The following is a 24,093-nucleotide window of genomic DNA, read 5'->3' on the forward strand; positions in this document are numbered from 1 at the left end:
CGATCGTTCGGGGTCTTCACGCTCAGTCATACCGGCCGTCGCGGCCCGGCAACGTCGGCACGGGGGGTGAAACACCCGAAAGGTGCGCCTTCGTGGACCGGGCCGGCTGACCGTGCCCGATCGTCGGTGCCGCGGCTGCCGCGAACCGATGGGGTTAACCCTTGATTGATACCTGCACAGGCGTCAATTGTGGGGTGCTGCCATAGGCTGTCACACGCCGTTCAGCTTTCGTCCGCCGGCAGGCCGCGAGAAATGGCCGTCGGGCGCCTAGCGTCCGTGGGTCGGCCGCCGCGATGACGCAGGCCGAATCACGTCCCCCTGGAGGTCCGGGTCTATGTCCCGCGCTGTCGTCAGACGCGTCACTGTCGCGATTTCTCTCACCATGGCCGGGCTGAGCTGGCCTTTACTCGCCGACCCGGCAGCCGCCAACCCGGCCGGCACGGGTCTGGTCATCAGCGAGGTCTACATCAACGGCGGCTCGACCGGTGCGAGCTACCTGAACAAGTTCGTCGAGCTCTACAACCCGACGTCCAGCCCGATCCCGCTCAGCGGTGACACGCTGCAGTACCGGGCGCCGACCAGCACCGTCGTGCCGAGCGGGTCGCAGGTGTTCGCGCTGTCCGGGACGGTGGCCGCGCACGGTCACTTCCTGATCCAGCTGCCGAGCAACAACTCCGCGACCAACCCGGGCGCGCCGCTGCCGACCGCGGACCTGAGCACCGGCACCAGTGTCAACCCTGGCGCAGGCGGTGGCACGCTGTACATCGCGGCCAGCGCGACCGGGGTGCTCCCGACCGACACGGCCGTCATCGACCGGGTCGGCTGGGGCACCAGCAACGCGCCCGAGGGCACCGCCGCGAGCGGCAACTCGCTGGTCCTGAGCTACCAGCGGCAAAGCAATGGTGCCGACACGGACAACAACGGCACCGACTTCCGCACCGCGACGCCAGAGCCGCAGAACGCCGCGTCCGACGGTGGCACCACGACGGTCACGGTCACCGCCCCCGGCAACCAGAGCGCGACGACCGGCACGGCGATCGCGCCGCTGACCCTGAGCGCGTCCGGCGGGACCGCGCCCTACACGTGGGCCGCGACGGGCCTGCCCGACGGCCTGGCGATCTCCGCCGATGGCGTCGTCACCGGCACGCCCACGACGGCCGGCACCGGGGAGGTGACGGTCACCGCGACGGAGTCCGGCGGTGCCAGCGGCTCGGCGTCGTTCACGGTCACCGTGACGTCCACGACGACCGTCGTGCCGATCGCCGCGATCCAGGGCACCAACACCGACACGTCGCCGCTCGCCGGTCAGAGCGTGACCACCGAGGGCGTCGTGACCGCCGTGTACGCCACCGGCGGGTTCAACGGCTTCTACCTGCAGACGGGCGGCTCCGGCGGCACCGAGGCGGCCGACGCCACCCCGGGCGCCTCCGACGCGGTCTTCGTCTTCGGCTCCACCGCCGCGGGCCAGGTCAGCATCGGCGACAGCGTGCGGGTCACCGGCAACGTGGTCGAGTTCTCCGGCACGACCGAGATCTCCGCGCCGACGGTCACGAAGCTGACGACCGCGCTGCCGGCCGTCGTGCCCGGCTCGATCCCGTGGGCCTCGCTGACGACGGGCGCGCAGAAGGAGGCGCACGAGGGGGAGCTGCTCGCGCCGCAGGGCACGTTCACCGTCGCGGACAACTACGACGCGAACTGGTACGGCTCGTTCACCCTCGCGGCCGGTGACACGCCGCTGCGCCAGCCGACCGACGCCGGCCGGCCGGGCAGCGCCGAGGCCCTCGCCGCGGTCGCCGACAACACCGCCCGCACGGTCACCCTCGACGACGGTGCGAGCGTCAACTACAGCGGCGCCGCGAACACCGGCACGCCGCTGCCGTGGTTCACCGGGACCAACGCCGTCAGCATCGGGTCGAAGGTCAGCTTCCACCAGCCGGTGATCCTCGAGTACCGCTTCTCGCTGTGGAACTTCCAGCCGACCCAGCGGGTCACCGACAACGGTGCCGCCGTCGCGACGTTCAGCGACACCCGCACCGGCAACCAGCAGCCCGCCAACGTCGGCGGCACCGTGCGCCTCGCCACGTTCAACGTCGAGAACTACTTCCCGACGACCGGCGAGCTGTACGTGCAGCAGGGCCTCGGCACGTGCACCTACTACAACGACCGGGCCGCCAACCGCATCGCCGTCAACCAGTGCACCGGCCCGGGCAACACGGCCGGTCCCCGCGGCGCCGCCAACGACGTCAGCTTCCAGCGGCAGCAGGCGAAGATCGTGACCGGCATCAACCGGCTCGGGGCCAGCGTCGTGTCGCTGGAAGAGGTCGAGAACTCGGCGAAGTTCGGCAAGCCGCGCGACGCCGCCCTCGCCACGCTGGTCGACGCGCTCAACGCCGCCGCCGGCGCGAACGTCTGGGCGTACGTGCCGTCCCCGGCCGTGCTCCCGGCGATCGCGGACGAGGACGTCATCCGCAGCGCGTTCATCTACAAGCCGGCGGACATCGCGCTCGTCGGTACCTCGGCGATCCTCACCACGGCGTCGGGCCCGGGCCAGCCGTTCTCCATCGCCCGTGAGCCCCTCGCCCAGGGCTTCAAGAAGGTGGGCGCGACCGACGCCGACGCGTTCCTCGTCGTCACCAACCACTGGAAGTCCAAGGGTTCCGGCACCCCGCTGTACCCGGGCGACGCCGAGAACACGTCGTCGCCGGCGGTGAACCAGGGCTCGTTCAACGCCACCCGCGTCCGCGAGGCCGAGGAGACCGTCGCGTTCGCCTCGCAGGTCGCGCTGGGGCTCGGCACCGACCGGATCTTCATCGCCGGTGACCTCAACTCCTACACGCACGAGGACCCGCTGCACGTCCTGTACGACGCCGGCTACACCGACCTGGGTGCCACGTTCGACCCGAACGAGTCGACGTACTCGTTTGACGGCATGCAGGGCTCCCTCGACCACGTGCTGGCCAACGCGGCCGCCCGCGCGATGGTCACCGGCGCCGACGTGTGGCAGATCAACGCGCAGGAGGCGATCGCGTACTCCTACAGCCGGTACAACTACAACGCGACGCTGCTGTTCAACGGCAGCGACCCGTTCGCGGCCTCCGACCACGACCCGGTGGTCATCGGCCTGAACCCGCCGGTGACGCCGCCGGCCCCGGCGTGGAACGCCTCGACCGTCTACAACAGCGGCGACAAGGTGTTCTACCAGGGCTCGGTGTGGCAGGCGACCTGGTGGACGCAGAACCAGAAGCCGGGCGACCCCTACGGTCCGTGGCAGCAGATCTCGACCGCCCCGGACGGCACCGCCATCTGGACCGCGTCGCGGATCTTCACCACCGGCGACGTGGTGCTGTACCAGGGCAAGAAGTACGAGGCGAAGTGGTGGACGCGCAACCAGGCCCCGGGTGACCAGTGGGGTCCCTGGAAGCTGCTGCCGTAGTTTTCCGCTTGAAGAAAGGGCCGCCCTCGTGGTTTCGAGGGCGGCCCTTCCGCTTTCAGCTCCAGATCGACGCGGCCCACTCGGGGTGGTCGATGAACGGGTTGCGGTTGTGCTGCCAGACGGCGTAGATCCGCTCGTTGCGGCGCTTCTCGAAGGCGTCCGGCGGGTCCTGCTGGTGCCACTGCAGCAGCACCGACAGCTTGCCGATCCGCGGCGCCGACCCGTTGCCGACCGAGTTGTTGATCTCAAGGTCCGGCCAGCCGTCGCCGCCCTCGTACCGGATCGCCATGTACATGATCATGCGGGCGACGTCGCCCTTCACGGCGGCGCGCGGCTCGAACGAGTCGCTGTCGGTGAGGCAGCCGGGCGCCTCGCTGACCGCCGACCCGCCGAGGTCGAAGTCCTTGTTGCCCCTGGCGGAGTTCACCGACACGTCTTCCGGCCGCAGGTGGTGTACGTCCGTGCCGGGCCCCGTGGCGGTGCCGAAGTCGCCGTGGGACTTGGCCCAGACGTGCTCACGGTTCCAGTCGTTGGCCCCGCCGCCGTTCGTCGTCTTGCTCTGCGACCTGCCGGAGTAGAGCAGGACGACATTGTTGGCGTTGTTCGGGTCCTGGTCGGTGTCCTTCAGGGCGTTCCACACCTCGTCGTACGAGATGGTCGTCTGCACCTTGATGATGTTGTGCAGCGCCGTGCGCAACGCGGTGCCCGTCTTGCCCGCGGCGGCCGCGTAGTAGGCCTCGACGGGCCCGGACGAACCCGTGGCTGTCGGGCTGGTGGTGGGCGTCGTGCCCGCCAGGCTCATCGCGGTCGGGGACTTGAGGCCGGCGTGTGAGAAGTACGCCGTCAGCTGCCCGGCGACGACGAGCCGGCGGCCCATCAGCGACGGGTTGGACTGCAGCCCGAACTGGGCCCGGTACGCGGCGGTGATCTGCACGTACAGCATCCGGGTGGTGCCGGTCTCGCTCGCCGAGTCGGCCAGGGCGAGCGCGGTGTCGCCGGTGAATCCGGACCGCAGGACGGTGCTGGTCGCGGTCGGCTGCCCGACCACGTAGCCGACGACGGACGCCGACCGTCCGTCCTGTGCCGCGATCGCCTGGCTCACCGAGAGGTCCGCGGCCACCGCCGCGGTCGAGGTCGTGACGACCGCGGCGCCCGCCGCGGTCAGGACAAGGGCGACCGCTACCGCGATCCGCCGGGTTCTCCACATGGCAAAACTCCAATTCGCCGTTGTGGAGCCATCGTAGATCGCCGATGTTTCGGTGTGTGTTGACCGCAGAGGGCGGGCGGGTGACGAGTAGGGTGCGGCGGCGATGACCGGTGCCGCCCCCAGCGCCGGACGGTTTTCAGCTGCGCCGCCGCCGCTCCGTTACGCCGCGGCCGCGTACTTCGGTCCCGCGTATGTCGCCAGCGATCGGGCCACGTCGGCGGGCGGCTCCAGGATCTCGTCCAGCGCGAGGAGGATGATCGACGGACGGCCGTCGGTCCGGTTCCGGTACTCCGCGACCACGCCCAGGTCGGCACCGGCCGCCGGCACCACGACCAGGCGCAGCGTGTGCGAGTCGTCGCCGGGGTTGACGTACGGCTCGAGGAACACCGCGTCGATCGCCGCCCACGGCACGGCACGGTCGATGCCGGCCACCCGCAGCCGCAGCCCGCCCTGCTCGATGACCACCGGCTCCGGCCGGAACGCCTGCCGCACGCTCCACAGCGAGAACAGGATCGGCAGCACACCGAGAACGAACAGCGCCGTCGAACCCAGCGGAATGAACAGGACGGTCAGCCCGGACCCGGTCAGCGACAACCAGATGATCACGACCCCGGCGAGGAAGGACAACCCGAGCAACAGAAAATTCGGCCGACGATAGTGCAGCGACATCGTGTCTCCGTGATGCGGAAGGTCCTTGAAAACGGCGACAGTCTCGCACACCCGGCCCGCCCGCGATGCCCCGTCGTTCACGCCTGCGCACGCAGCTGTTGAGCGGCCCGCTGGAGGTACGCGTCGACCATCCCGCGGTCGAATCCGCGGAACCCGACCGTCAGCCGGATGTCATTGATGCCCGCACCGCATCGGCCCGGCGCGCGGCGTCACCGCTGACGAGCGCACCGCTGATGATGCCGAGCAACGCGTCGACGTCCGCGGGCCGGTAACCGCGCAGGACAACCTCGAACTCAATCATGCGACTCATTGTGGGCCTCTGCGCGCCCGGACAGAGCGCCAAGGTCAACCGCACGGCGGCCGCTCAGCTGTCCGGCGCGTGCTTCCGCAGCTCGTCGGCGACGCGCAGCGCGTCGGGCAGGTCGAGGGCGGTGTAGATCCCGGCGGCCTGCCGCCAGTGCCCGACCGCGCCGCCGGTGTCGCCGCCGGCGAGATGGATCCCGGCCAGGCCCTCGTGCGCCGCCGCCTGCTCGTGCCGGTCGCCGTTGCGCACCGCGAGGGCCAGGGCGGCGGCGTAGGTGTCCCGCGCGGACCGCGGCTCGCCGTCGGCGAGCTGTGCGGCGCCGAGCCCGTTGAGGACCTCGGCCTCGAAGCTGTGCTCGCCGATCTCCCGGCACACCACCAGCGCCCGCCGCTGGTGCTCGACGGCGACGGCGGCCCGGCCGGCCCGCAGGTGCGCGCGGCCGAGGCTGTTGAGCGCCACCGCCTCACCCGGCTGGTGCCCGATCTGCCGGAACAGGGCCAGCGCCCACTGGTGGCAGTCGATCGCCCGCGCGAGGTCGCCGGTCTGCTGGTGGCAGAGGCCGAGGTTGTTGAGCGCGTCCGCCTCGCCGAGGCGGTGGCCGAGGCCGCGGAGCAGCTCGAGGGCCTGGGTGTGGAAGACGATCGACTCGTCGTAGTTGCCGTTCTGCCGGTTGCCGATGCCGAACATGTTGAGCTGCCCCGCCTCGCCGACCTGGTCGCCGATGGCGCGGTAGATGTCCAGCGCCTCCCCGTGCTGGTCCTGCGCGGCCTGATAGTCGCCGAGCCGCCAGGAGATGGCGCCGAGCTGGCTCAGCGACCGGGCCACGCCGGCGTCGTCGCCGACGGCCCGGGAGACGGCCAGGGCCTGCGAGTGGTGTTCGCCGGCCTCGACGTACTGGCCGGAGCGCCGGTACGTGGCGCCGATGTGATTCAGCGCGGCACCCTCGGCGGCGCGGTCGCCGAGCCGGCGGGCTGCCTCGAGGGCATGACTGTGCAGGACGAGGCCGTCGGCGAAGTGGCCGCTGTCGAGGTACCGGCGGGCGGCCGCGGCGAGCGCCGTGGTGTGCGCGGCCCAGCCGTGCCGGGCGCCGTGGCCGGCGAGGGCGACGATGTTGCCGCGTTCGGCGTCCAGCCAGACGCGCGCCGCACCGGGGTCCACCGCTCCGGCGCCGGGCGGCGCGGGCGGGTCGTCGCCGGGGAACAGCGCGCGGGTCGCCGCCTCGAGCGCGGCGAGCTGATGGTCGAAGAGCCGGTCCAGCGCCGCCCGCCGCTCCGGCTCCGGGTCCTCCTCGGCGGCCAGGCCGGCGGCGTAGGCGTGCAGCAGGTCGTGGAACGCGTACCGGCCGGGCGGCGCCTCCGCCATCAGGTGCGCGCCGGTCAGCTCCGCGAGCAGCCGCCGGATCCGCGGCAGCGGCGATCCGGCGAGGGCCGCCGCGCCCGCCGCGGACAGGTCGCCGCCGGGATGCAGGCCGACCAGGCGGAACAGTCGCGCCGCCTCGGGCCGCAGCGTGCGGTACGAGCAGAACAGGACCGCCCGGACGTCGGTGCCCGGGTCGCCGGTGCTGAGCGCGTCGAGCCGGGCCTGGCTGTCGCCGAGGTCGGCCGCCAGATCGGCGAGCGACGCCTCCGGGCGGGCGCCGGCCCGGGCCGCGGCGACCGCGAGCGCGAGCGGCAGCCGGGCGCAGCGTTCGGCGATGGCGTCGACGGCGTCGGGTTCGGCGGCGGCCCGCGCGGCGCCGAGGCGGTGCACCAGCAGATCCCGGGCGTCGGCGTCGCTGAGCAGGTCGAGCGGCACCTGATGGGCGTCCTCGGTGGCGACGAGCCCGGTCAGCTCGTGCCGGCTGGTGATGACGACGAAGCAGCCGTGCGCGCCCGGCAGCAGCGGCCGCACGTCGTCGGCGTCGCGGGCGTTGTCCAGCACGATCAGCATCCGCCGGTCCGCGAGCAGCGTGCGCAGCAGCGCCGACTGTGCGTCCTGGCCCGCCGGGACCCGGTGCGGCTCCAGCCCGAGCGCGAGCAGGAACCCGTGCAGCGCCTCCCCGGCCGACAGCGGCGCCGCGACCGCGTGGAAGCCGCGCAGGTTGACGTGCAGTTGCCCGTCCGGGAACCGGTGCTGGACCCGGTGCGCCCAGTGCACCGCGAGCGCGGTCTTGCCGACCCCGGCGGTCCCCGACAGGACCACCATCGTGACGGACGGTGTCCGGTCGTGCGCGTCGAGCAGCCCGTCGAGCAGGGCGAGGCTGGACGCCCTGCCGCTGAACCTGCGCACGTCCGCGGGCAGCTGCGCGGGCCGCCGGTCCGGCTCAGCGGCCGTGGTGTGCTCCTGCCGCAGCACGCGCCGGTGCGCGTCGACGAGGTCGGGGGACGGCTCGATGCCGAGATCCTCGACGAGCCGCCGGCGGATCCCCGTGTACGTGTCGAGCGCCGCCGCCTGCAGGTTACCGGCCGCGAGCGCGGCGATGAGCCGGGCGTGCACAGGCTCGTGCAACGGGTGCGCGGCCGCCAGCGCGCGCAGCTGCGGCAGGCACCGGTCGGGCCGGCCCACGGCGATCGCCAGGTCCGCGAGGCGGAGCACCGCCGCGATCCGCTCCTCGGCGAGCGCCGCGACGAGCGGATGCGCCGACAGCTCCGGCACGTCCTGCAGCGGGTCCCCGCGCCAGAGCATCAGGGCGGCGTCGAGCAGGTCCAGCGCCGCCGCCGGGTCGGTCGCCTCCTTCGCCAGCCGGACCCTGCTCCGGAAGTCGGCCAGGTCCAGCTGCCCGTCGCCGAGGCTGAGCCGGTAACCGTCTCCGGAGACCGCCCGCTCCGGTCCGGCGGGCCGCAACGCGGACCGCAGCCGGGACAGGTACGTCTGCATCGCGTGCGCGGGGACCGGCGGCAGCCCGTCGTCCCAGACCAGGTCGACGAGCTCGGACACGGGCACCACGTCGTTCGCCGACAGCGCCAGCCTCGCGAGCACGGCCCGCCGCCGCCCCCGGCCGACCGGCACCGGCGTCTGTCCACGATGGACCCGCAGCGGTCCGAGGATCTCCACCCGTGGCGGCTGATCGGCCGCGGCCTGCCGGGCCGCGGTCGCGGGTCCCCGGCCGCCCGCCCGGCGGAGCTCGGCCTCGGCGTCGCCGGTCAGCTGCAGCGCGGCGACGACCGCGTCCACCAGCGCCTGACGCGGCAGCCGCGTCCGCCCCTGCTCCAGGTCCCGGATCGTGCCGACGCTCACCCGGGCCCGGTCGGCGAGCTCCCGCTGGCTGATCCCGGCGGCCCGCCTGCCCGCGCCCAGCAGCTCCCCGAACCCCCCGTCGCCCACGGTCGTGGATCGTAGTACGGGTTCGGTACGGGTATTGCACCGACAGCGCCCGGCAAGTCCCGCACGACACGATCTTCGTGGTCCACGCGTTCAAGGGCACCAACGGGGGAACGACGTGCCGCCCGGGGCGGCGGCCAGCACAGTGGTCGCCGCCCGGCCCTACCGCACCGCCCTGGCCACAAGAGCCCCGATCGTCGCCTCGTCCTCGGCGGTCAGCTCCGTCACCGCGAACGCCGTCGGCCACATGGTGCCGTCGTCCAGCGCCGCGTCCTCGTTGAACCCGAGCGTCGCGTACCGCGTCTTGAACTTCACCGCGGGCTGCAGGAAGCACACGACCTTGCCGTTCTTGCCTTCCTTGGCGTACGCGGGCATCCCGTACCACAACCGCGGCGTCAACCCGGGCGCGTGCTCCTTGATGATGGCGTGCACCCGCTCGGCCAGCGCCCTGTCCGGCTCCGGCAGCTCCGCGATCTTCGCGAGCACCTCGCCCTCCCCGTCGGTCTTCGCCCCGGAGCGCTTCGCCCGCACCTCCTGGGCGCGCTCCTTCATCGCGCCCCGCTCCTCCTCGGTGAAGCCCTCCTCGGCGGCCTTCTTGGTGGCCCTCGGTTTGCCCGCCATCGTGGATCTCCTCGCTGAGCGTCATACCCGATCACCCGCCATCGTATGGACCGCCACGGCGCCCTGCAGCGCGTCCGGGACAGCACCCCGGCGCGCCGACGCTGGACATCAACCTGCGGCTCAACTGCTCCGGGCCGCTGCGGCGCACTTCCCGTGATCCGGAAGACTTGATGTCGTCATAGCGGCACAAACTCTTCCGGATCATCAAGAAACGGGCCGGTCCAGGGCTGCTGCGACGTACCAGGCGACCAACTTCCTGTCAGCGGCCGGGCGGGCGAGGGGTGAGGCGGGCGCGGAGGGTGTCGGCCTCGGGCATGCCCAGGTCGGTGAACAGGGTGACCGCCTGCTCGTGGTGGGTGCGGGCGCGGGCGGGGTCGTGCAGGGCCTCCTGAGCGTCGCCGAGACCGAGGTGGGCGCGGGCCTGCTGGTCGCGGGCGTCGGTGACGGTCGCGGCGGCGAGGGCCGCGGTGTGGTGGGTGAGCGCGGCCGCCGGGTCGCCGAGCGTCAGCGCCGCCTCACCGAGGCCGTTGCGCGCCCACGCCTCGCCGAGCCGGTCGCGGCCGTCGAGGAACAGCGCCAGGGCCTGCCGGTGATGCTCGGCGGCCTCCTCCGTCCTGCCCAGCCGGTGCGCGACGATGCCCAGGTCGGTCAGGGCGGCGGCCACCCCCATGGGGCTGCCGACCTCCTCATACGCCAGAAGAGCCTGCCGCTGGTGCTCCTCGGCGGGACCGTGGTCGCCGAGCCGCTCCTCGACCAGGCCGAGGGCATTGAGCGCGCGGGCCTCGCCGATGCGGTCACCGGCCTGCCGGAACAGCCGAAGCGCGTGCTCGAAGCGGCCGGCGGCGGGGGCGAGGCGGCTGAGCCCGGCGTCGAGGAGGCCATGGTTGATGGCGGCGCGGGCCTCACCGGCCGGGTCGCCGAGCTCCGCGAACAACGCCGTCGCCCGCTCCAGGTGCACGGCGGCGGGCGTGGGGCGGCCGTGCCGCAGCAGCGCCGCGCCGAGCGCGGTGCGGGTCTCGGCCTCGCCGACCGGGTCGCCGGTGGCCAGGGCGGCGTCGAGGGCGTGGCCGTGGACGGCGACCGCGTCGGAGGGCTGCCCGGCCGCGAGATACCGGACCAGGGTCCACGACAGGTGCACCGCGTGCGCCGGCCAGCCGCCGGTGGCCGTCTCGGCGACGATCGCGAGCAGCGCGGCCCGCTCGGCGTCCAGCCAGGCGCGGGCCGCGGCACGGTCGGTCAGGTCCGGCGACGGTGTCGCGGCCGCCGGCACGGGGCGATGGTCGGCGGGGAACAGCGCGTCCCTGGCGGCTGCCGCGGTCGCGCGGTAGTAATCGAACATCCGCTCCCGGGGACCGTTTGCCGGGCGTTCGACGCGTTCGACGGCATACGCCCGCAGCAGATCATGCATGCCGAACCGGCCGGGACCGGTGCGGTGCACCAGGTGCGCGCGGGCGAGCAGCTCCAGCGTCCCCCGGGCCTCCACCGGACCGTCGCCGGTCAGGCTCGCGACCGCGTGCGCGTCGAAGTCCGGGCCGGGGTGCAGGCCCAGCAGGCAGAACGTGCGCGCGGCGCCCGGCGGCAGGTGCTGGATCGACCACGACAGCACCGCCGGCACCGATGCCCGGGGGTCCTCGCCCGCGGCGAGCGCGGCGAGGCGCCGCCGCTGGTCGCACAGCTCGTCGACGAGGTCGTCCAGTGCCGCGTCGGGCCGCGCCGCGATGAGCTCCGCGGCCACCCGCAACGCCAGCGGCAGCCGCGCGCACTGCTCGGCGAGGGTGGCGACGGCGCCGGGCGCCGACCGGGCCCGCGGGCCGATCAGCCGCCGCAGCAGGGCGTGCGCGTCGCCGGGTGACAGCAGGTCGACCTCGACCCGCTGGGCGCCGTCGACGGCGACGAGCCCGGGCAGCGTGTCGCGGCTCGTGACCAGGACGGTGCTGGACGCCGTGCCGGGCAGCAGCGGCCGGACCTGCTCGGTCGACGCCGCGTTGTCCAGCAGGACCAGCACCCGCCGGTCGGCCAGCTCGGTGCGGAAGCGGGCCGCCCGGTCGTCCACGTCGACCGGCACGTCCTGCGCGGGCACGCCGAGCGCGGTCAGGAACCGGGTGAGCACGTCGGCGGCCGTCATCGGCCGGGCCGGGTCATAGCCGCGGAGGTTGACGTGCAGCTGCCCACCGGGGAACCGGTCGCGGACGTGATGCGCCCAGCGGACGGCGAGCGCCGTCTTGCCGACCCCCGCCGGACCGGTGACGACGGCGACGAACACCGCGGTCGGCTGGTCCGCGGCGGCCGCGGCCATCGCGTCGAGCTCCGCCAGCTGCGCCCCGCGCCCCGTGAACGCGGACACGTCCGGCGGCAGCTGCGCCGGCACCCGCCCGGCCACCGCGGGCCCGCTCTCTGTGGTCACGCCGGCCCCGCACCGGTGGAACTCCTCGGCGTCGGCGCCGGTGAGCCCGAAGACCAGCGCGAGCAGCCGCACCGTCGGCGGCCGTGGCACCGCGACCCGGCCGCTCTCCAGCTTGACGATGCTGCGGGTGCTCAGCCCGGCCTTCGTGGCCAGCTCCTCCTGCGTGAGGCCGAGCCGCCGCCGGTGGGCGCGCACGAGCGCACCGAACGCCTTGGAGCCATCGACTTCGACCATCGCCGCCCTCACACCCGTGTTGCTGCGGGCAACGGTACGCCCTCGGTATGACAAGTTCCGATGAAGTGCCGGTCAACGTCCTGGAGCTCCGCCGCTGTGTCCAGCACGATGGAATGACCAGGCCGGCACCGGTGGCACGAGGGCACCGGTGCCGGTGCAAGCCCTCTCCGGGACGTCCGCGACGGCCGCGACGGACCGCCTGAACCCTGCGCTGGCAGGGGCCGATGAGCTGCGTCAGGTCCCGACGCAGCAGCCGCTCGACGGAGGTCAGCCAGGGTTCAGGGTCCGGTGCAGGCGCTTCGCTTCGACGACGAGCCGGGTCGATCCCTTCCTCGCCGCCAGCTCGGCCAGGCCCGGCACCTCACCCCGGGATCCGGACGCCGCCGCCGCGGTCGAGGCGAGCGTCAACAGATCAGGAAGACCCCGGGGCGTGACGTGGGACTTACCGTCGGTGGCCTCCTTCGCCCCGCCCGCCGAAGCCCCGGCCACGCCTCCATTCGCCGCGGCTCTGGCGATCCGGGCGGCGACGCGGGTCATGGGGCCGGCCGGTGTGATCGCGGGCGCGGGTGGGGTGATCACGGGCCCGGCCGCAGGCTTGGCGTGCTCCGCCGGCAGCAGCTCACCGAGCGCACCCGCCGCCACCTGCCAGGTCATCGCCGGGGCGATCCGAGCGGCGTCCTCGAGCTGTGCGACGGCGCGGCTCAGCACGATCAGCTTCGTGCCGACCATGCGGGCAAGCTGAGCACCGAGCTCCCGACCGTCGAAGCCACCGGACCCGCCGTCCCCATCCGCACCGCCGACGCCGCCGAGGGACACAACGGCACCCGCCGCGGCCGGGGAGCCGCTGGCGTCCAGGGCGGTGGGGGAGAACGCAGCGCCCTGCGCGGTGGACGAGAAGGCGGCGCCGGGGGCATTGAGAGCGTCAGTGGCACCGGTGTCGGCGAGGGACACGGCGGCGCCGGGGGCGGTGGGAGACGCCGGGGAAGCGGACCCGCCAGGGGCGACGGACGAAGCGAAGGCGCCAGCAGCGGCGTGCGACGGGGAGGCGCCAGCAGCGGCGTGGGGTGTGAGGGTGCCGCGGACGCTGGGGGAGCCGGAGACGCCGGAGACGCCGGGGCTGACCGGGACGCTGGTGTGAGCGGGAGACGTTGCCGGTGACAAGGCGGCCAGGGCCATCAGAGCGTCGAGGGCGGCGATGCGTTCGTCGGCCTGGGAGGCGGCCAGGCCATACGCGACGGCGGTGAGGGTCGCGGGCCCGACCGGGCCGGTGACCTCGGCGAGCAGCGGCAGGAGCCGGGCGTCGCCGCGGCTGCTGTCGAGGTCGGCGGAGCCGGCGATGAGCGGCAGCAGGCACGCGGCGACGACCTCGCGCTGCGTCGGCAGCACCGCCGGCCACAGGGCGGCCCAGCTGTGCGACCCGTGGTCGGCGTTGACGACCGCCGGTGGGGTGAGTTCGGTCAGCCAGTAGGGATCCAGGCCGGACCGGGCGGGGGTCGAGGCGGCGTAGAAGCGGGATTCGGGGAGCCAGTCGAGGTAGCGGCCGCGCTCGGCGTGCTGACGGTGGACGCGGACCACGCGGACGTCGGGCGTGCCGACCCCGCCGGCCTCGAGCCACTCGACCAGGGTCCGGCCCGCGTCGGACCGCAGGGTGCGGGCCTGCCGCAGGGTGGCGGGGTCGACGTCGGCGGGCAGACGATACAGCGCCTGGCGCAGGTCGCGCTTCCACGGCTGCCAGCCTTCCCGCTCGGCGCGGGCGAGACGCTCGACCAGGGCGGCCGGGTCGAGCAGGCCGTTGACCTGGGTGGGGGTCGCGACGAGGGCGGGGACAGGCTCGGTCGACAGGCGCACGACGATCTCGGCGATGCGGAGCATCAGGACGCCGTGCAGCTTTGCGTAGGAGTTGCTGAGCTGCACGTCGGCGGGGGTGCCGCGCAGGAGGCGGGCCGCGCCGTCGAGGACGAACGGCAGGCCCGCGGCCTTGTTGAGGGCGGCGGTGAGCAGCGCGCCCGCGTGCCGGTGCGCGTCGCCCGCCCACCAGCTGTTGCCGATGCGGTTGCCGGCGCGCTGCATCACCGGGGCGATCGCGGCGCGCAGCCCGACCGGGTCGGCGGCGTGCATGCGGACGAGCGCGGCGAGGACCCGCTCGAACGGCACCGTCTCCCAGTCTGCCTGGTCGAGGACGGCGATCTCCTCCGCCAGCTCGTCGGGCGAGGTGATCGGGTCGGGCATGTCGGCGACCACGGCGGCGGTCAGCAGGTCCGGCACCGGAGCGGCCACCTGCGGGCCGGCTGGGGTCGTGGGTGTGCCGTGCCTGGCGAGGAACGCCGCCGCCCGGTCGCGGGACTGGACGTCGGGGTGGTCGGTGGCGACGGCGACGACCTCGGCGATCTCGGCGGCGCGGGCCGGGAGCCGCTTCGCGAGCTTCTCCAGCCAGATCAACTGGGCCTTGATGAGCCCCTTTTCGCTGCGGGCGAGGACAGTGCGGGACGCGTCGAGCAGCGACTCCAGCTCCAGGGCGCCGGCCGCGTCGGCGGCCTTCAGCACCTTCTGCGCCATCGTCGCCACCGACCCCGCGGCGTCGGCGAGGAGCTTCAGGTAGATGGTGACGCGCTCGGCGATCTCGGACCCGGTCGGTGCGAGCGCGTCGTGGAAGCGGACGAAGGCGTGCAGGACCGCGGTGGGGCGGCTGCCGAGCAGGGCGTCCAGGCAGCGGTCGAGGGCGTCGGCGCGGGGGAACCGTCCCTCCTCGGTGAGCGTGGCGACGGCCAGCAGGATGTCCGGCGTGGTCTGCCACTTCCCGGTCGCCTGGTCATACGTGCCGCCGGCGGCGGCGATCCCGTCGCGCTCGAACGCCACCGGCAGCAGCGTGTCGGTGAACGGGCTGTCCCGCATCGCGTCGAGCACCGTCCTCTCCCGCCGCGAAGCCTGCACCGACAGCAGCCACCCGTCGACGAACCGCTCGCCGGTCGGCGCCGGCACCCCGGCGGCCAGGAGCAGGTCGGAGGTGAAGCGCCACGGGAAGAACCCCGCGTCGCGCGGCAGCTTGTCGGCCATGCGGGTCGCGAGCTCACCGAGCCAGGGCGCGCCGCGGTCGGCGGCGGCGCGCAGCACGGGCTGGGTGCGGATCGACGACCACGGCCAGCCGTGCCGGGTGATCACGGTGACGGCCTTCGCCGCGGTCGAGGCGCACCCGACGGCGGCGACCGCGTAGGCGGTGGCCTGCTGCTCGTTGAACCAGGTGCCGGCGTCGCGGCGCAGTGCGACGAGCTCCTTGCCCAGCTCGGCGCGCTGGGGCTCGTCGAGGTCGCGCAGCGCGTCGACGGTGGCGGCGAAATTGCCCTTCTGCAGCATGGTCTGCAGGGCGGGCCAGTCGATCGGGCCGGAGCGGCGAGGGCCGAACAGGCTCACCGGGCCACCGCCGGGGCGGCGGCGCGGGCCAGCTCGGTGGCGAGGGCGTGCTTGCAGGGGCCGCGGCCGCCGCGATACTTCGCCCACCACGGGCACGTGCAGTGCAGGGCGCCGTCCGCGACACGGACCCGATAGACCTCGTCTCCGCTGCGCACGGTCGCCCCGGTGTCGTCCAGCGTCACGGCGCCGGTCTCGAGCAGCGCCCGGGCGCCGACCAGCCGCGGGTTGTGCCGCTCGGCGCGCTGCGCGTCATAGGGCAGGACCCGGTGGAAATAGGCGGCCTCGGACACGTCGAACCCGACCTGCCCGGCGGTGCCGAGCTGAGTGAGCGCCGCCCGGACCCGGGCCGCCGGCATCGCGGCCTGCTCGGCGAGGGCGTCGACGTCGACGGTCGGGTCCCAGGCGAGCAGCGTGCCGATCAGCTCGGCGTCGTCGGTGACGTCCTCGCCGGCGAGCGCGGCGAGGACCGCACCCTCGCCGGAGAAGCCGCGGCTCGGCTGCGGGGACAGGGTCAGCGACAGGCGCAGCTCGCCGGTGTCCAGCTCCCACGTGCTCGACACCGGGCCGCTGCCGGCGGTGACGGGCGGGCCATAGACCCGCAGATGCTTGGCGAAGCGCAGGACCGGCCGCAGTGCCGCGAGCCGGCCCGGGCCGGGCAGGCACACCGCGCCGGGCACCGGGCGGGACGTGAGCCGCAGCGACCGCCCGGCCGGGACCGCCCACAGCACCGACCGGTCGCCGCCGGCCGGCAGGCGGCGCAGGAACGCGGTCGCGTCGGCCGCGGACAGCTCCGCCCGCGGGTCGAACGCGGACGCGATGACCTGCACCTCGGCGAATCCGCGCAGCCAGCGGGACGGCAGCGGCACCTTCTTCTCCACGACGGCACCCTCCATCGTGGACACCGTCAGGTCGTCGGGGCCGACGCTGACGTGCAGCGGGTCGGCGCCGACGAGCCGCTGCAGCGCCTGCCGCAGCGGCGTGTTGACGTCGACGTTGGTGGTGCCGTGGTCGACGATGTCACCGTCGAGACCGGCGGGCAGCACGTCGAGGCGGGCATAGACGCCGCAGCAGCCGGAGAACGACTCGAACCGCAGCCTGTCCCGGCTGCCGGTGACGACAGGGTCCAGGCTCGCCGGGCTCAGCGGCTGGAAATACCGGGTGCGGGCCACCTCGGCCACCGCGAGCAGCCCGGCCGCCGCGGCGGCGGGCGTGGTCAGGAACCCGGTGAAGAACCGCGGATTGGCGGTGGCGGCGCGCTGCGCCACACCACCGGCGGTCTGCAGCTGCAGCCCACCGTCGAGAAGCGCCGACGGGGCCAGATAGCTCAGCGACTGCACGGTGTTCGTCATGCCCGAGAAGGTAGCCGCCGGGTACGACATTTTCCGGCGACCGCCCGTGGGCAGGGCGGTGTCGCATCAGACCGAGGCGCTCACCAGGCAGACCGGGACGAAGACGGCGACGCTGACCGGCGTGCCGACGAAGGCGCCGTCGCCGAACCCGGACCGTCCCGGGAAGTCCGATGTCACCGGGTGTCCTCTGGACTTACGGCGTACTCCCGTAGGCCGGCCGAACCTGGGCGTACTACGCTCGCGGGCGGCAGGTCGTAGTGCAGAGGTCGTCACACCACCTTGCGAAGATGGAAGACGCCGGTTCGAATCCGGTCGGCCTGCCGGCTCATCCCGCGGGGACGGAGGGTGGAGTGCGTCCTGACCTGCCGCAGTGGCGCCGGATCCGGGCCGAGTCGCTGCCCCACGCGGAAGTCGACGCGGCCGCGGCGTTGCGGGCCGCCGGTGACTGGCGCGGTGCCGCCGCCCTCGCGCGGTGCGACGTCGACGTCAGCTTCGACGCGGCCAGGTTCGACGCCGCGGCGGTCGCCGCGCTGGAGGACGACCTGCGGCACCTGAGCCTGGACCTGCTGCGGTGGCACCTGCCGCGGCACCGCGGCGGGATGAGCACGCTGCAGCCGATGGTGAGTGCGGTCCTCGCGCCCAGGGCCGGTGCGGACAGGGCTCCGCTGCTGAAGGTACGCCTGCCGAAATCGCCGACCGGTCCGCAGCGCCTGCGGCTGACCGTCGCCACCCTGGACGAGCTGGAGCACGAGCGCTGGTACGTCGCGCCCCGCTACACCTGGGACGTCCGGGAGTCCACCGGCGTCCGGGCGGCGTGGGGCGGCTCTCCGCACCGGATGCCGTTTCTGGATCCGGAGCGCTTCGGCGTCGGTACCGACGAAGCCGCCGCCACCGAAAGGACCTGGCAACGACTGGTCGACGGCGACCTCGCCGGCGCCTGGAAGGCCTGCGGCATCGACGTGTCCGGGGTCGAGACCGAGGCGCTGCAACGGCCTTCGGCTCCGCCGACGCTCCCGGTCGGGGTCGCGGACGAGGCCCGGGCCGCCGCGGCCGCGTTCGGCGTGGGCCACGTCGCGACCCTGTACGGCGTGTCGCTGACCCTGAGTGTCGACACGATGACCGCCGAGGCTCTGGACGTCAGCGAATACCTGGAGGTCCCGACGAGGATCCTGACCGGGTCCGTCCCGCCGGACCTCGCCCTCATCGCGGCCGGCCCGCAGCACGCCGACGCCCTGCACCCCCTCGTCCACCAGGCGCTGTTCTCCGGGTCGATCGCTGATCACGGCCCGCCCGCGAAGCAAGCGAAACACGACCAGCCCGCGGAGCAAGCGGAGCACGACCAGCCCGCGGAGCAAGCGGAGCACGACCAGCCCGCGCGGCTGCTGAGGTACGCGCCGGGCCGGCCCACGCAGGTGCGCTGCCAGGGCGTCTGGCACAAGGTCGCCGTCACCGGCGGCCGGCTGGGCCTGCCCGACCACGACGATGACGAGCAGCTGCGCGAGCGGGCGCTGCGGTCCCTCGGCGGCACCAGTTCCGGCTGCTACGCGGTCCAGGAGACGTGGACCACCGGCACCGGCCGGCTGCCGCACGAGCTGGCCGGGCAGTGCCGGCTGGTCAAGCACCGCATGCAGCACGGCGACACCGGCTGGCTGCTCGACGGCCTCGACCGCGGCGTGATCGACCCGCACATGCGCGACGCCAACGGCTGGTCGCTGCTGCACCTGACGATGTGGGTCGACTTCGAGCGGGTCCTGCCCGTCCTCCTCGCCGCGGGCGTGCCGGTCGACGCCCGGGACCGGGTCGGCCGGACGCCGCTCTACCTCGCGGTGATGAACGGCGGCCCGCCCGACCTGATGCGTCGGCTGCTCGCCGAGGGCGCCGACCCGCGAGCCGAGACGGTCCACGGGTCCTGGCCGGCGTACGTCGCGCGGTCGCGCCAGTACTGGCAGGACCTGACGTTCCTCTTCGAGGCCTGACGCCGGTCAGATCGCCATGTGCAGATAGCCGAGCAGCACGATCAGCAGCGGGCCGACGACCGCCGCGAACGTGCCCACAACGGTGGCGGGCCACGTCCACCCCGAGGTGAGCCGCAGCACGACCCACGACACGACCAGGCACGTGGCCAGCAGCACCGTGCTGACCAGCGCGATCACCACGAGCAGCGGGTCGTCGGAGCCGCCGCACTCCATGGCGTTGCCCCGGCACGGCGTGACGAACTCCGGGTCCGACAGGTTGCCGAAATACCACGCCACCAGCGCGACCAGCGCCGCCACATATGCGGCGTACCACCAGAGCATGACCTTCCGGCGCGCCTTGTACCGCGCCCCCGCGCCAAGATCCATGACGGTCACAGTACAGACGCCCCCGCGGGACGTGGTGGTGACCGCGGACGCGTTGCACTGTCAGCGCGAGTACGTCGCCTACTCGCCCGCCGCGGCGCGCACGGGGTCTTCACCGTCAAAGGCAACCAGCCCGACCTGCACCAGCAACCGGCTGTCCTGCCCTGGCGGCTCGCGCCCGACGCCGAATCGAACGGGGCGGGCGGGAATCTCCACGGGACGGGCCGATACCCTCACAATGATGCCGTGATCCCACCGCCGCCGGCGCCTGACGCTGTCTTGTTTCGTAGCTCCCTGGGCCGGGCCGCCGCTTGTTTCGCCGTCCTCGCCGTCCTCATCTGGCTGTGCGCCGCCGGGATCCACATGGGGCTGATGGCGCTGCTCGGCCGGCCGTTCGACGGCACCGTCGACTTCATCACCTCCCCGCTGTTTGCCATTCCATTCGCCGTCGCCCTCGGCTGGTCGCTCGTGATGCTGATCCGCAGCCCGCACTGGGTCCGGCTGTCCGCCGTCGGTGTGGAGATCGGCACGCCCTTCGCCCAGGCGGTCCTGATTCCGTGGTCGGGCGTGGAGTCGGCGAGGGTCCGCGGCCGGTCGGCCCTTGCCAACCTCGACGTCGTCCCACATCCGGCGGCGATGGTCGCGTTGCAGGACGCGGATGGCGAGCCGCCCCGGATGCGCACGCGCGGCGGGCGGCGGGGCTATCCCGTGCAGGCCGGACTCTTTCCGGGCGGCCCAGGGCCGGTGACGGCCGCACTGCGCGCCCGGGGCGTCCCGGAGGCCCGCCTGCCCGCGCCCACGGCCGGCCCCCGCTGACCCACGACGCCCCCACCGACTCGGAAATCACCCAAACGACTTCGCCGGAGCCTTGGGCCCTTCGTGGCCGTCGCATTGTGATCCGCGGCGGATCGGCGGCGCGATGATCCTCTTCCGTGAAGCGCAGTAGACTGCTGCAGGGACCAGCGGCAACGAATTTGTATATATTGCGGTGGTGTCCGCCTGCTCGACGGATGGCTGGTAACCGGAGCGGCGCCTGGCCGCCACATGTTTGGTCTGACCAGGTTTAGGCCGCGAGCACTGTTGGAGGACTGTCGGTGTACCTGCATCGCCTACGCGTTCGGGGAGTGCGGGGTTTTTACGGCGCTCGTGCTGTCGACCTTCGTTTCGAGACGAACGCTGACGGGTCGAACGCCTTCGACAGATATCCAGGGCTGTACGTCATTGCGGGGCGCAACGGCTCGGGAAAAACGACGCTTCTCCGAGCCGCTGCCACTGCCTTGGCGGGGCCGGAAGTCGCGAACAGTCTGACAGAGGGCGACCGGGACTGGGTCAGCCACGGGCTTTCAATCGCAACCGTCAACGCGGAAGTCATACGCGATTCATCCGAAGTGAATCTCGGATCCGGACGTCCTGCGGACGCCTTCGCCGCACCCTTGAGATGGGAACAACCGGAGGGCGCACGCGCCCGTCCTCAAGCCGACCCGAACGTTCGCCGCACGGGTGGCAAGATGGCCGAGCGTTCACTCTGGTCGTCAAAGCCTTCTGGCTGGTTCGCCGCCGGTTACGGGCCGTTCCGACGGCTGGCAGGCACAAGTGGCGAAGTCGCCCGTCTCATGGCCGGCGATTGGACGGCCGCACGCTTCGCGACATTGTTCCGCGAAGAGGCCTCGCTCGCCGAAACCGTGCAATGGCTGCAGCAGGTCAACTACCGTGCCCGCTCGGGCCGCGCCGGTTATGCCGACCTCGAGGCTCGCGTCATCGGGCTACTCAATGATGGCCTGTTTCCGGATGGCCACTCGGTCGACCGGGTGGATCCAGACGGACTGTGGATCATCAGGGAATCCGGCTCTTCAGTGCGGATCGATGAGATGAGTGACGGCTATCGGACCGTCACGGCCCTCGTGACCGACATCATCCGCCAGATCAACGAATGTTTCGACGGGAAGATCGAGTGGAGTGAATCAGGCGCGCCGGTCATCGAGAATTCCGGCGTCGTCCTGATTGACGAAATTGATGTCCATCTGCATGTTTCCTGGCAGAAGCGAATCGGCCCGTGGCTCCTGGAGCACTTTCCGTTCATTCAATTCATTGTCACAAGTCACAGCCCTTACATCTGCCAGAGCGCCTCCGACGGAGGTCTGATCCAGCTTCCAGGGCCGGATGACGACTTCGCTCCGCGTGTCGCAGATCAAGATCTTTTCCGTCGCGTGGTCAACGGCAGCGGCGACGACGCCGTTTTGACCGAGCTCTTCGGCCTGGACTCACCGTACTCCGAACGTGTCGACGAATTGCGGACGACACTGACCGACCTCGAGCGGCGCGCCATACGTGGTGAGGCAAGCAGGGAAGAGCTGGCCACCTTGGCGAAACTGTCTGAAGATCTGTCACCGTCGCCCAGCAGCCGAGTACGGGATGTACTTGGAGATGACATTCAAAGCTCTGGGCCTCAACGCGCGCAGCGATCTGGTCGAGGCGAGGTATCGATCGTGGCGCGGCGTCATCCGTGTCTTCGGACAGGCGGCCCACGCTCGTCGCCTGATTGACGCAGACGACGTCGAGGATCTGCGGTTCCAGCCCGTCGTCGACGCCTTCCATCATTTCGCGCACGACGTCGCTACTGGCCGACTCGTGCACAAGGCCGTCGCACCCGAGCTCGCTGACTTCGCGCAGCGGAACCTTTCGATACTGCAAGAGATCTTCGAAGGCTGCCGACTGGACCGGGGCTAGGCGGCGCGACCACGGGTGCGAGGAGCCCTGCCCAGGCGGTCAGGGCTACCAGGGAGGTTGCCCGCGGCGGCGTTCAGAACAAGGTGAGAGCCGCAGGCGTAGGCGAGCGGGGCCGGCAACGGCAGCGAGCCGCCCTGACCGCGACGCCAGTGCCCGCCACCACGAACGGGGCGACGGCGAACGCCGCTCCGGCGGCCGCGAGCAGCACGGCCACGGCAATGCGGGACGGACGACGTGATGCGTGGCGTGCGGTGGACCCCGTGGCTCGACCGCTGGCAAACGGCGGGGCCCTGTCAACGGCCGAAGACCTGGGCGGACCAGCCGGCGGAGGGGACGCCGGCGTCGAGGGCGGCGCTGATCGCGCGTTCCTCGAACCCGAAGTGCGACTCGATGATCGCGGCGAGGCCGTCGAGCTCGGCGCTGATCGCGTCGAGTGCCGCGCCCTGCGAGCCGGCGGCGGAGGCGGCGAGGTCGGTGATGCGGGACAGGATCCAGGAGATCATGCCGTGGTCCTCGACGAGTTTGGCGATCGTGCCCTCGAGGTCGGGGCGCAGCCGCAGCAGCTCGGCGAACATGCCGGTGTCCTCGCCCTCGTGGTGCGCGGTGACCGCGGCGCAGAAGGCGATGCAGTGCGTCGTGAGCGCGCCGGCGTCGGAGGGACGGCGGCGGCCGAGGTCGGACTTGAGAGTGGTGAGCTGCCGGCGCAGATCCTGATGTGCCTGGGCGAGCTGCCGGCTGAGCGCGACCGCCCGGTCGCTGTGCTGGGTTGCCACGGAATGGCGGCCCTTCGGTCCCGCACCTCCATGCCTGACGCAGACCGTCACCGGCACGCGATGCTGCCCCGATCCGATCACACCGCGGCCACGATGTCGATCCGCGGGCGGACCGCTAACCGGCCAGGTGGCCGGAGAGATGGCCGGAGAGGTGGTCGACGATGTCGCGGGCGTCGTCCTCGATGCCGTGGATGAACGTCGACTTGCGGCGGCGCAGCACCGGCAGGCCCAGTGCGTACAGGCCCGGACTCGCGAGGACGCCGCCGTCGTGTTCCAGGTGCCCTTTGGCTGAGACGACGGGCACGTCGAGCCAGTCGTACACCGGCCGGAAGCCGGTCGCCCAGACCACGCTGCGGATCTCGCCGGACCCGAGGTCGAGCTGCAGCCGCGAGGAGGCCGGGACCCGCGTCGGGGTGACCGGGGACCCCCCGTCGAAGGTTTCCAGGAGGCGCTGCAGCTTCAGGTCGGCGAGGGCGAACACGTTGCGCAGCCCGCCGGAGAACAGCGCCCGGCTGTCGCGGACCGCGGCCCACCGGCCGACGAGCTGCACGCCGAGGTCGGTGAGCGCGTTGAGGTCGAGGGTCGACGGCGTCCCGGCCAGCTGCGGCGACGGCAGCCGCCGCGCGCGGGTGAGGTCGTCGATCTCGTCGTAGCGCTGGTCCCAGATGCCGGACGTCGCCATCCACCAGAGGATGTCCTTGCCACGGTACGTGCGGGGCAGTCGCGTGTGCTCCCCGACGGACAGTGTCACCGGCCGCCCGGACCGCTGCAGCTCGGCGGCGAGCTGCACGCCGGTCGCCGACGCCCCGACGACCAGGACGCCGCCCTCGGGCAGCTTCGACGGCGCCCGGTAGTCGAACGGCGTGAACTGCTCGACGGACGACGGCAGCGCCGAGCTGAACGCGGGCACCACCGGCCGGTTGCAGGCGCCGCTGGCGATGATGACGGTCCGGCACCGCAACGGTCCGGTGCTCGTCTCGATGACGTAGCCCTCGTCGACCCGCCGGACCGAGGTAACAGCGCACGAGGTCCGGACGGGGGCGGCGGTGACGGCGGCGAAGCGTTCGATGAACTCGACCACTTCGCCCATCGTCATGTACCCGTCAGGGTCGTCCCCCTCGTAGTGGTGCCCGGGCAGGCGGGACTGCCAGTTGGGGGTGAGCAGGCGCAGGGAGTCCCACCGTTCGCGGCGCCACGAGTTGGCGACCTCGCCGCGCTCCAGCACGACGTGGTCGATCGACCGCGCGCTCAGGAAGTGGCTCGCGGCGAGGCCGGCGTGCCCGGCGCCGATGACGACGGTGGTGACGTCCATGTGGGAGAGGATC

Annotated in this window: 15 protein-coding genes and 1 tRNA gene; 5 read left to right on the forward strand and 11 right to left on the reverse strand. The window is 72.8% G+C overall.

Translation table 11 applies throughout. The annotated features are described in order from the left end of the window. Positions 1–334: 334 nt before the first annotated feature. Positions 335–3,433, forward strand: coding sequence for an ExeM/NucH family extracellular endonuclease (locus ABZS58_RS26785; RefSeq protein ID WP_354785951.1), 3,099 nt, complete (start codon positions 335–337; stop codon positions 3,431–3,433). 55 nt (positions 3,434–3,488) lie between these two features. Here ABZS58_RS26785 and ABZS58_RS26790 read toward each other — a convergent pair whose 3' ends face one another. The 8 genes from ABZS58_RS26790 to ABZS58_RS26825 all read right to left on the reverse strand — a co-directional run bounded on the left by ABZS58_RS26790 (position 3,489) and on the right by ABZS58_RS26825 (position 16,929). Next, positions 3,489–4,640 carry an endonuclease gene (locus ABZS58_RS26790; RefSeq protein ID WP_354785952.1) on the reverse strand — a complete coding sequence of 384 codons (1,152 nt, stop codon included), beginning with the start codon at positions 4,638–4,640 and terminating at the stop codon, positions 3,489–3,491. 159 nt (positions 4,641–4,799) lie between these two features. Continuing rightward, entirely contained in the window at positions 4,800–5,309 is a 510-nt protein-coding gene (locus tag ABZS58_RS26795) for a hypothetical protein (protein ID WP_354785953.1), read from the reverse strand. Positions 5,310–5,469: 160 nt separating this feature from the next. Then, the gene (locus ABZS58_RS26800) at positions 5,470–5,610 is read right to left on the reverse strand and encodes a DivIVA domain-containing protein (protein ID WP_354785954.1); all 141 of its coding nucleotides are present in this window, start codon (positions 5,608–5,610) and stop codon (positions 5,470–5,472) included. Between the two features lie 63 nt (positions 5,611–5,673). Continuing rightward, on the reverse strand, positions 5,674–8,916 hold the full coding sequence (locus tag ABZS58_RS26805) for a tetratricopeptide repeat protein (protein WP_354785955.1): 3,243 nt from the start codon (positions 8,914–8,916) through the stop codon (positions 5,674–5,676). A gap of 159 nt (positions 8,917–9,075) precedes the next feature. Beyond that, positions 9,076–9,534, reverse strand: coding sequence for a DUF1801 domain-containing protein (locus ABZS58_RS26810; RefSeq protein WP_354785956.1), 459 nt, complete (start codon positions 9,532–9,534; stop codon positions 9,076–9,078). 259 nt (positions 9,535–9,793) lie between these two features. Next, a complete protein-coding gene (locus ABZS58_RS26815) occupies positions 9,794–12,172 on the reverse strand; it encodes a tetratricopeptide repeat protein (protein WP_354785957.1) in 2,379 nt (792 codons plus the stop codon). Positions 12,173–12,439: 267 nt separating this feature from the next. After that, positions 12,440–15,580, reverse strand: a complete 3,141-nt coding sequence (locus ABZS58_RS26820) for a DUF6493 family protein (protein WP_354785958.1) — start codon at positions 15,578–15,580, stop codon at positions 12,440–12,442. Next, on the reverse strand, positions 15,577–16,929 hold the full coding sequence (locus ABZS58_RS26825; protein WP_354785959.1) for an SWIM zinc finger family protein: 1,353 nt from the start codon (positions 16,927–16,929) through the stop codon (positions 15,577–15,579). Before ABZS58_RS26825 ends, ABZS58_RS26820 begins: the two co-directional genes overlap by 4 nt. A 247-nt stretch (positions 16,930–17,176) precedes the next feature. Between ABZS58_RS26825 and ABZS58_RS26830 the strand changes: the two genes are divergently transcribed. Then, positions 17,177–17,251: transfer RNA gene (locus ABZS58_RS26830), tRNA-Arg, on the forward strand. 28 nt (positions 17,252–17,279) lie between these two features. Beyond that, the gene (locus ABZS58_RS26835) at positions 17,280–18,905 is read left to right on the forward strand and encodes a hypothetical protein (RefSeq protein WP_354785960.1); all 1,626 of its coding nucleotides are present in this window, start codon (positions 17,280–17,282) and stop codon (positions 18,903–18,905) included. 6 nt (positions 18,906–18,911) lie between these two features. On the opposite strand, the gene ABZS58_RS26840 is transcribed toward ABZS58_RS26835, so the two are convergent. Then, positions 18,912–19,271 (reverse strand): hypothetical protein, encoded by a 360-nt coding sequence (locus tag ABZS58_RS26840; RefSeq protein WP_354785961.1) that lies wholly within the window; start codon positions 19,269–19,271, stop codon positions 18,912–18,914. Positions 19,272–19,547: 276 nt separating this feature from the next. Here ABZS58_RS26840 and ABZS58_RS26845 point away from each other — a divergent pair, with 276 nt between their 5' ends. Further along, a complete protein-coding gene (locus tag ABZS58_RS26845; protein WP_354785962.1) occupies positions 19,548–20,084 on the forward strand; it encodes a hypothetical protein in 537 nt (178 codons plus the stop codon). A gap of 278 nt (positions 20,085–20,362) precedes the next feature. After that, on the forward strand, positions 20,363–21,811 hold the full coding sequence (locus ABZS58_RS26850; protein ID WP_354785963.1) for an AAA family ATPase: 1,449 nt from the start codon (positions 20,363–20,365) through the stop codon (positions 21,809–21,811). Between the two features lie 477 nt (positions 21,812–22,288). Here the strand turns inward: ABZS58_RS26850 and ABZS58_RS26855 are convergent, their stop codons facing one another. Both ABZS58_RS26855 and ABZS58_RS26860 read right to left on the reverse strand, forming a co-directional pair. Continuing rightward, complete coding sequence (locus ABZS58_RS26855; RefSeq protein ID WP_354785964.1) at positions 22,289–22,768, reverse strand: hemerythrin domain-containing protein; 480 nt, start codon at positions 22,766–22,768, stop codon at positions 22,289–22,291. Positions 22,769–22,883: 115 nt separating this feature from the next. Next, positions 22,884–24,080 (reverse strand): NAD(P)-binding domain-containing protein, encoded by a 1,197-nt coding sequence (locus tag ABZS58_RS26860; RefSeq protein ID WP_354785965.1) that lies wholly within the window; start codon positions 24,078–24,080, stop codon positions 22,884–22,886. Between the last annotated feature and the right edge of the window lie 13 nt (positions 24,081–24,093).

The sequence above is a fragment of the Dactylosporangium sp. NPDC005555 genome, assembly GCF_040605635.1.
In the GTDB taxonomy this organism is placed as follows: domain Bacteria; phylum Actinomycetota; class Actinomycetes; order Mycobacteriales; family Micromonosporaceae; genus Dactylosporangium.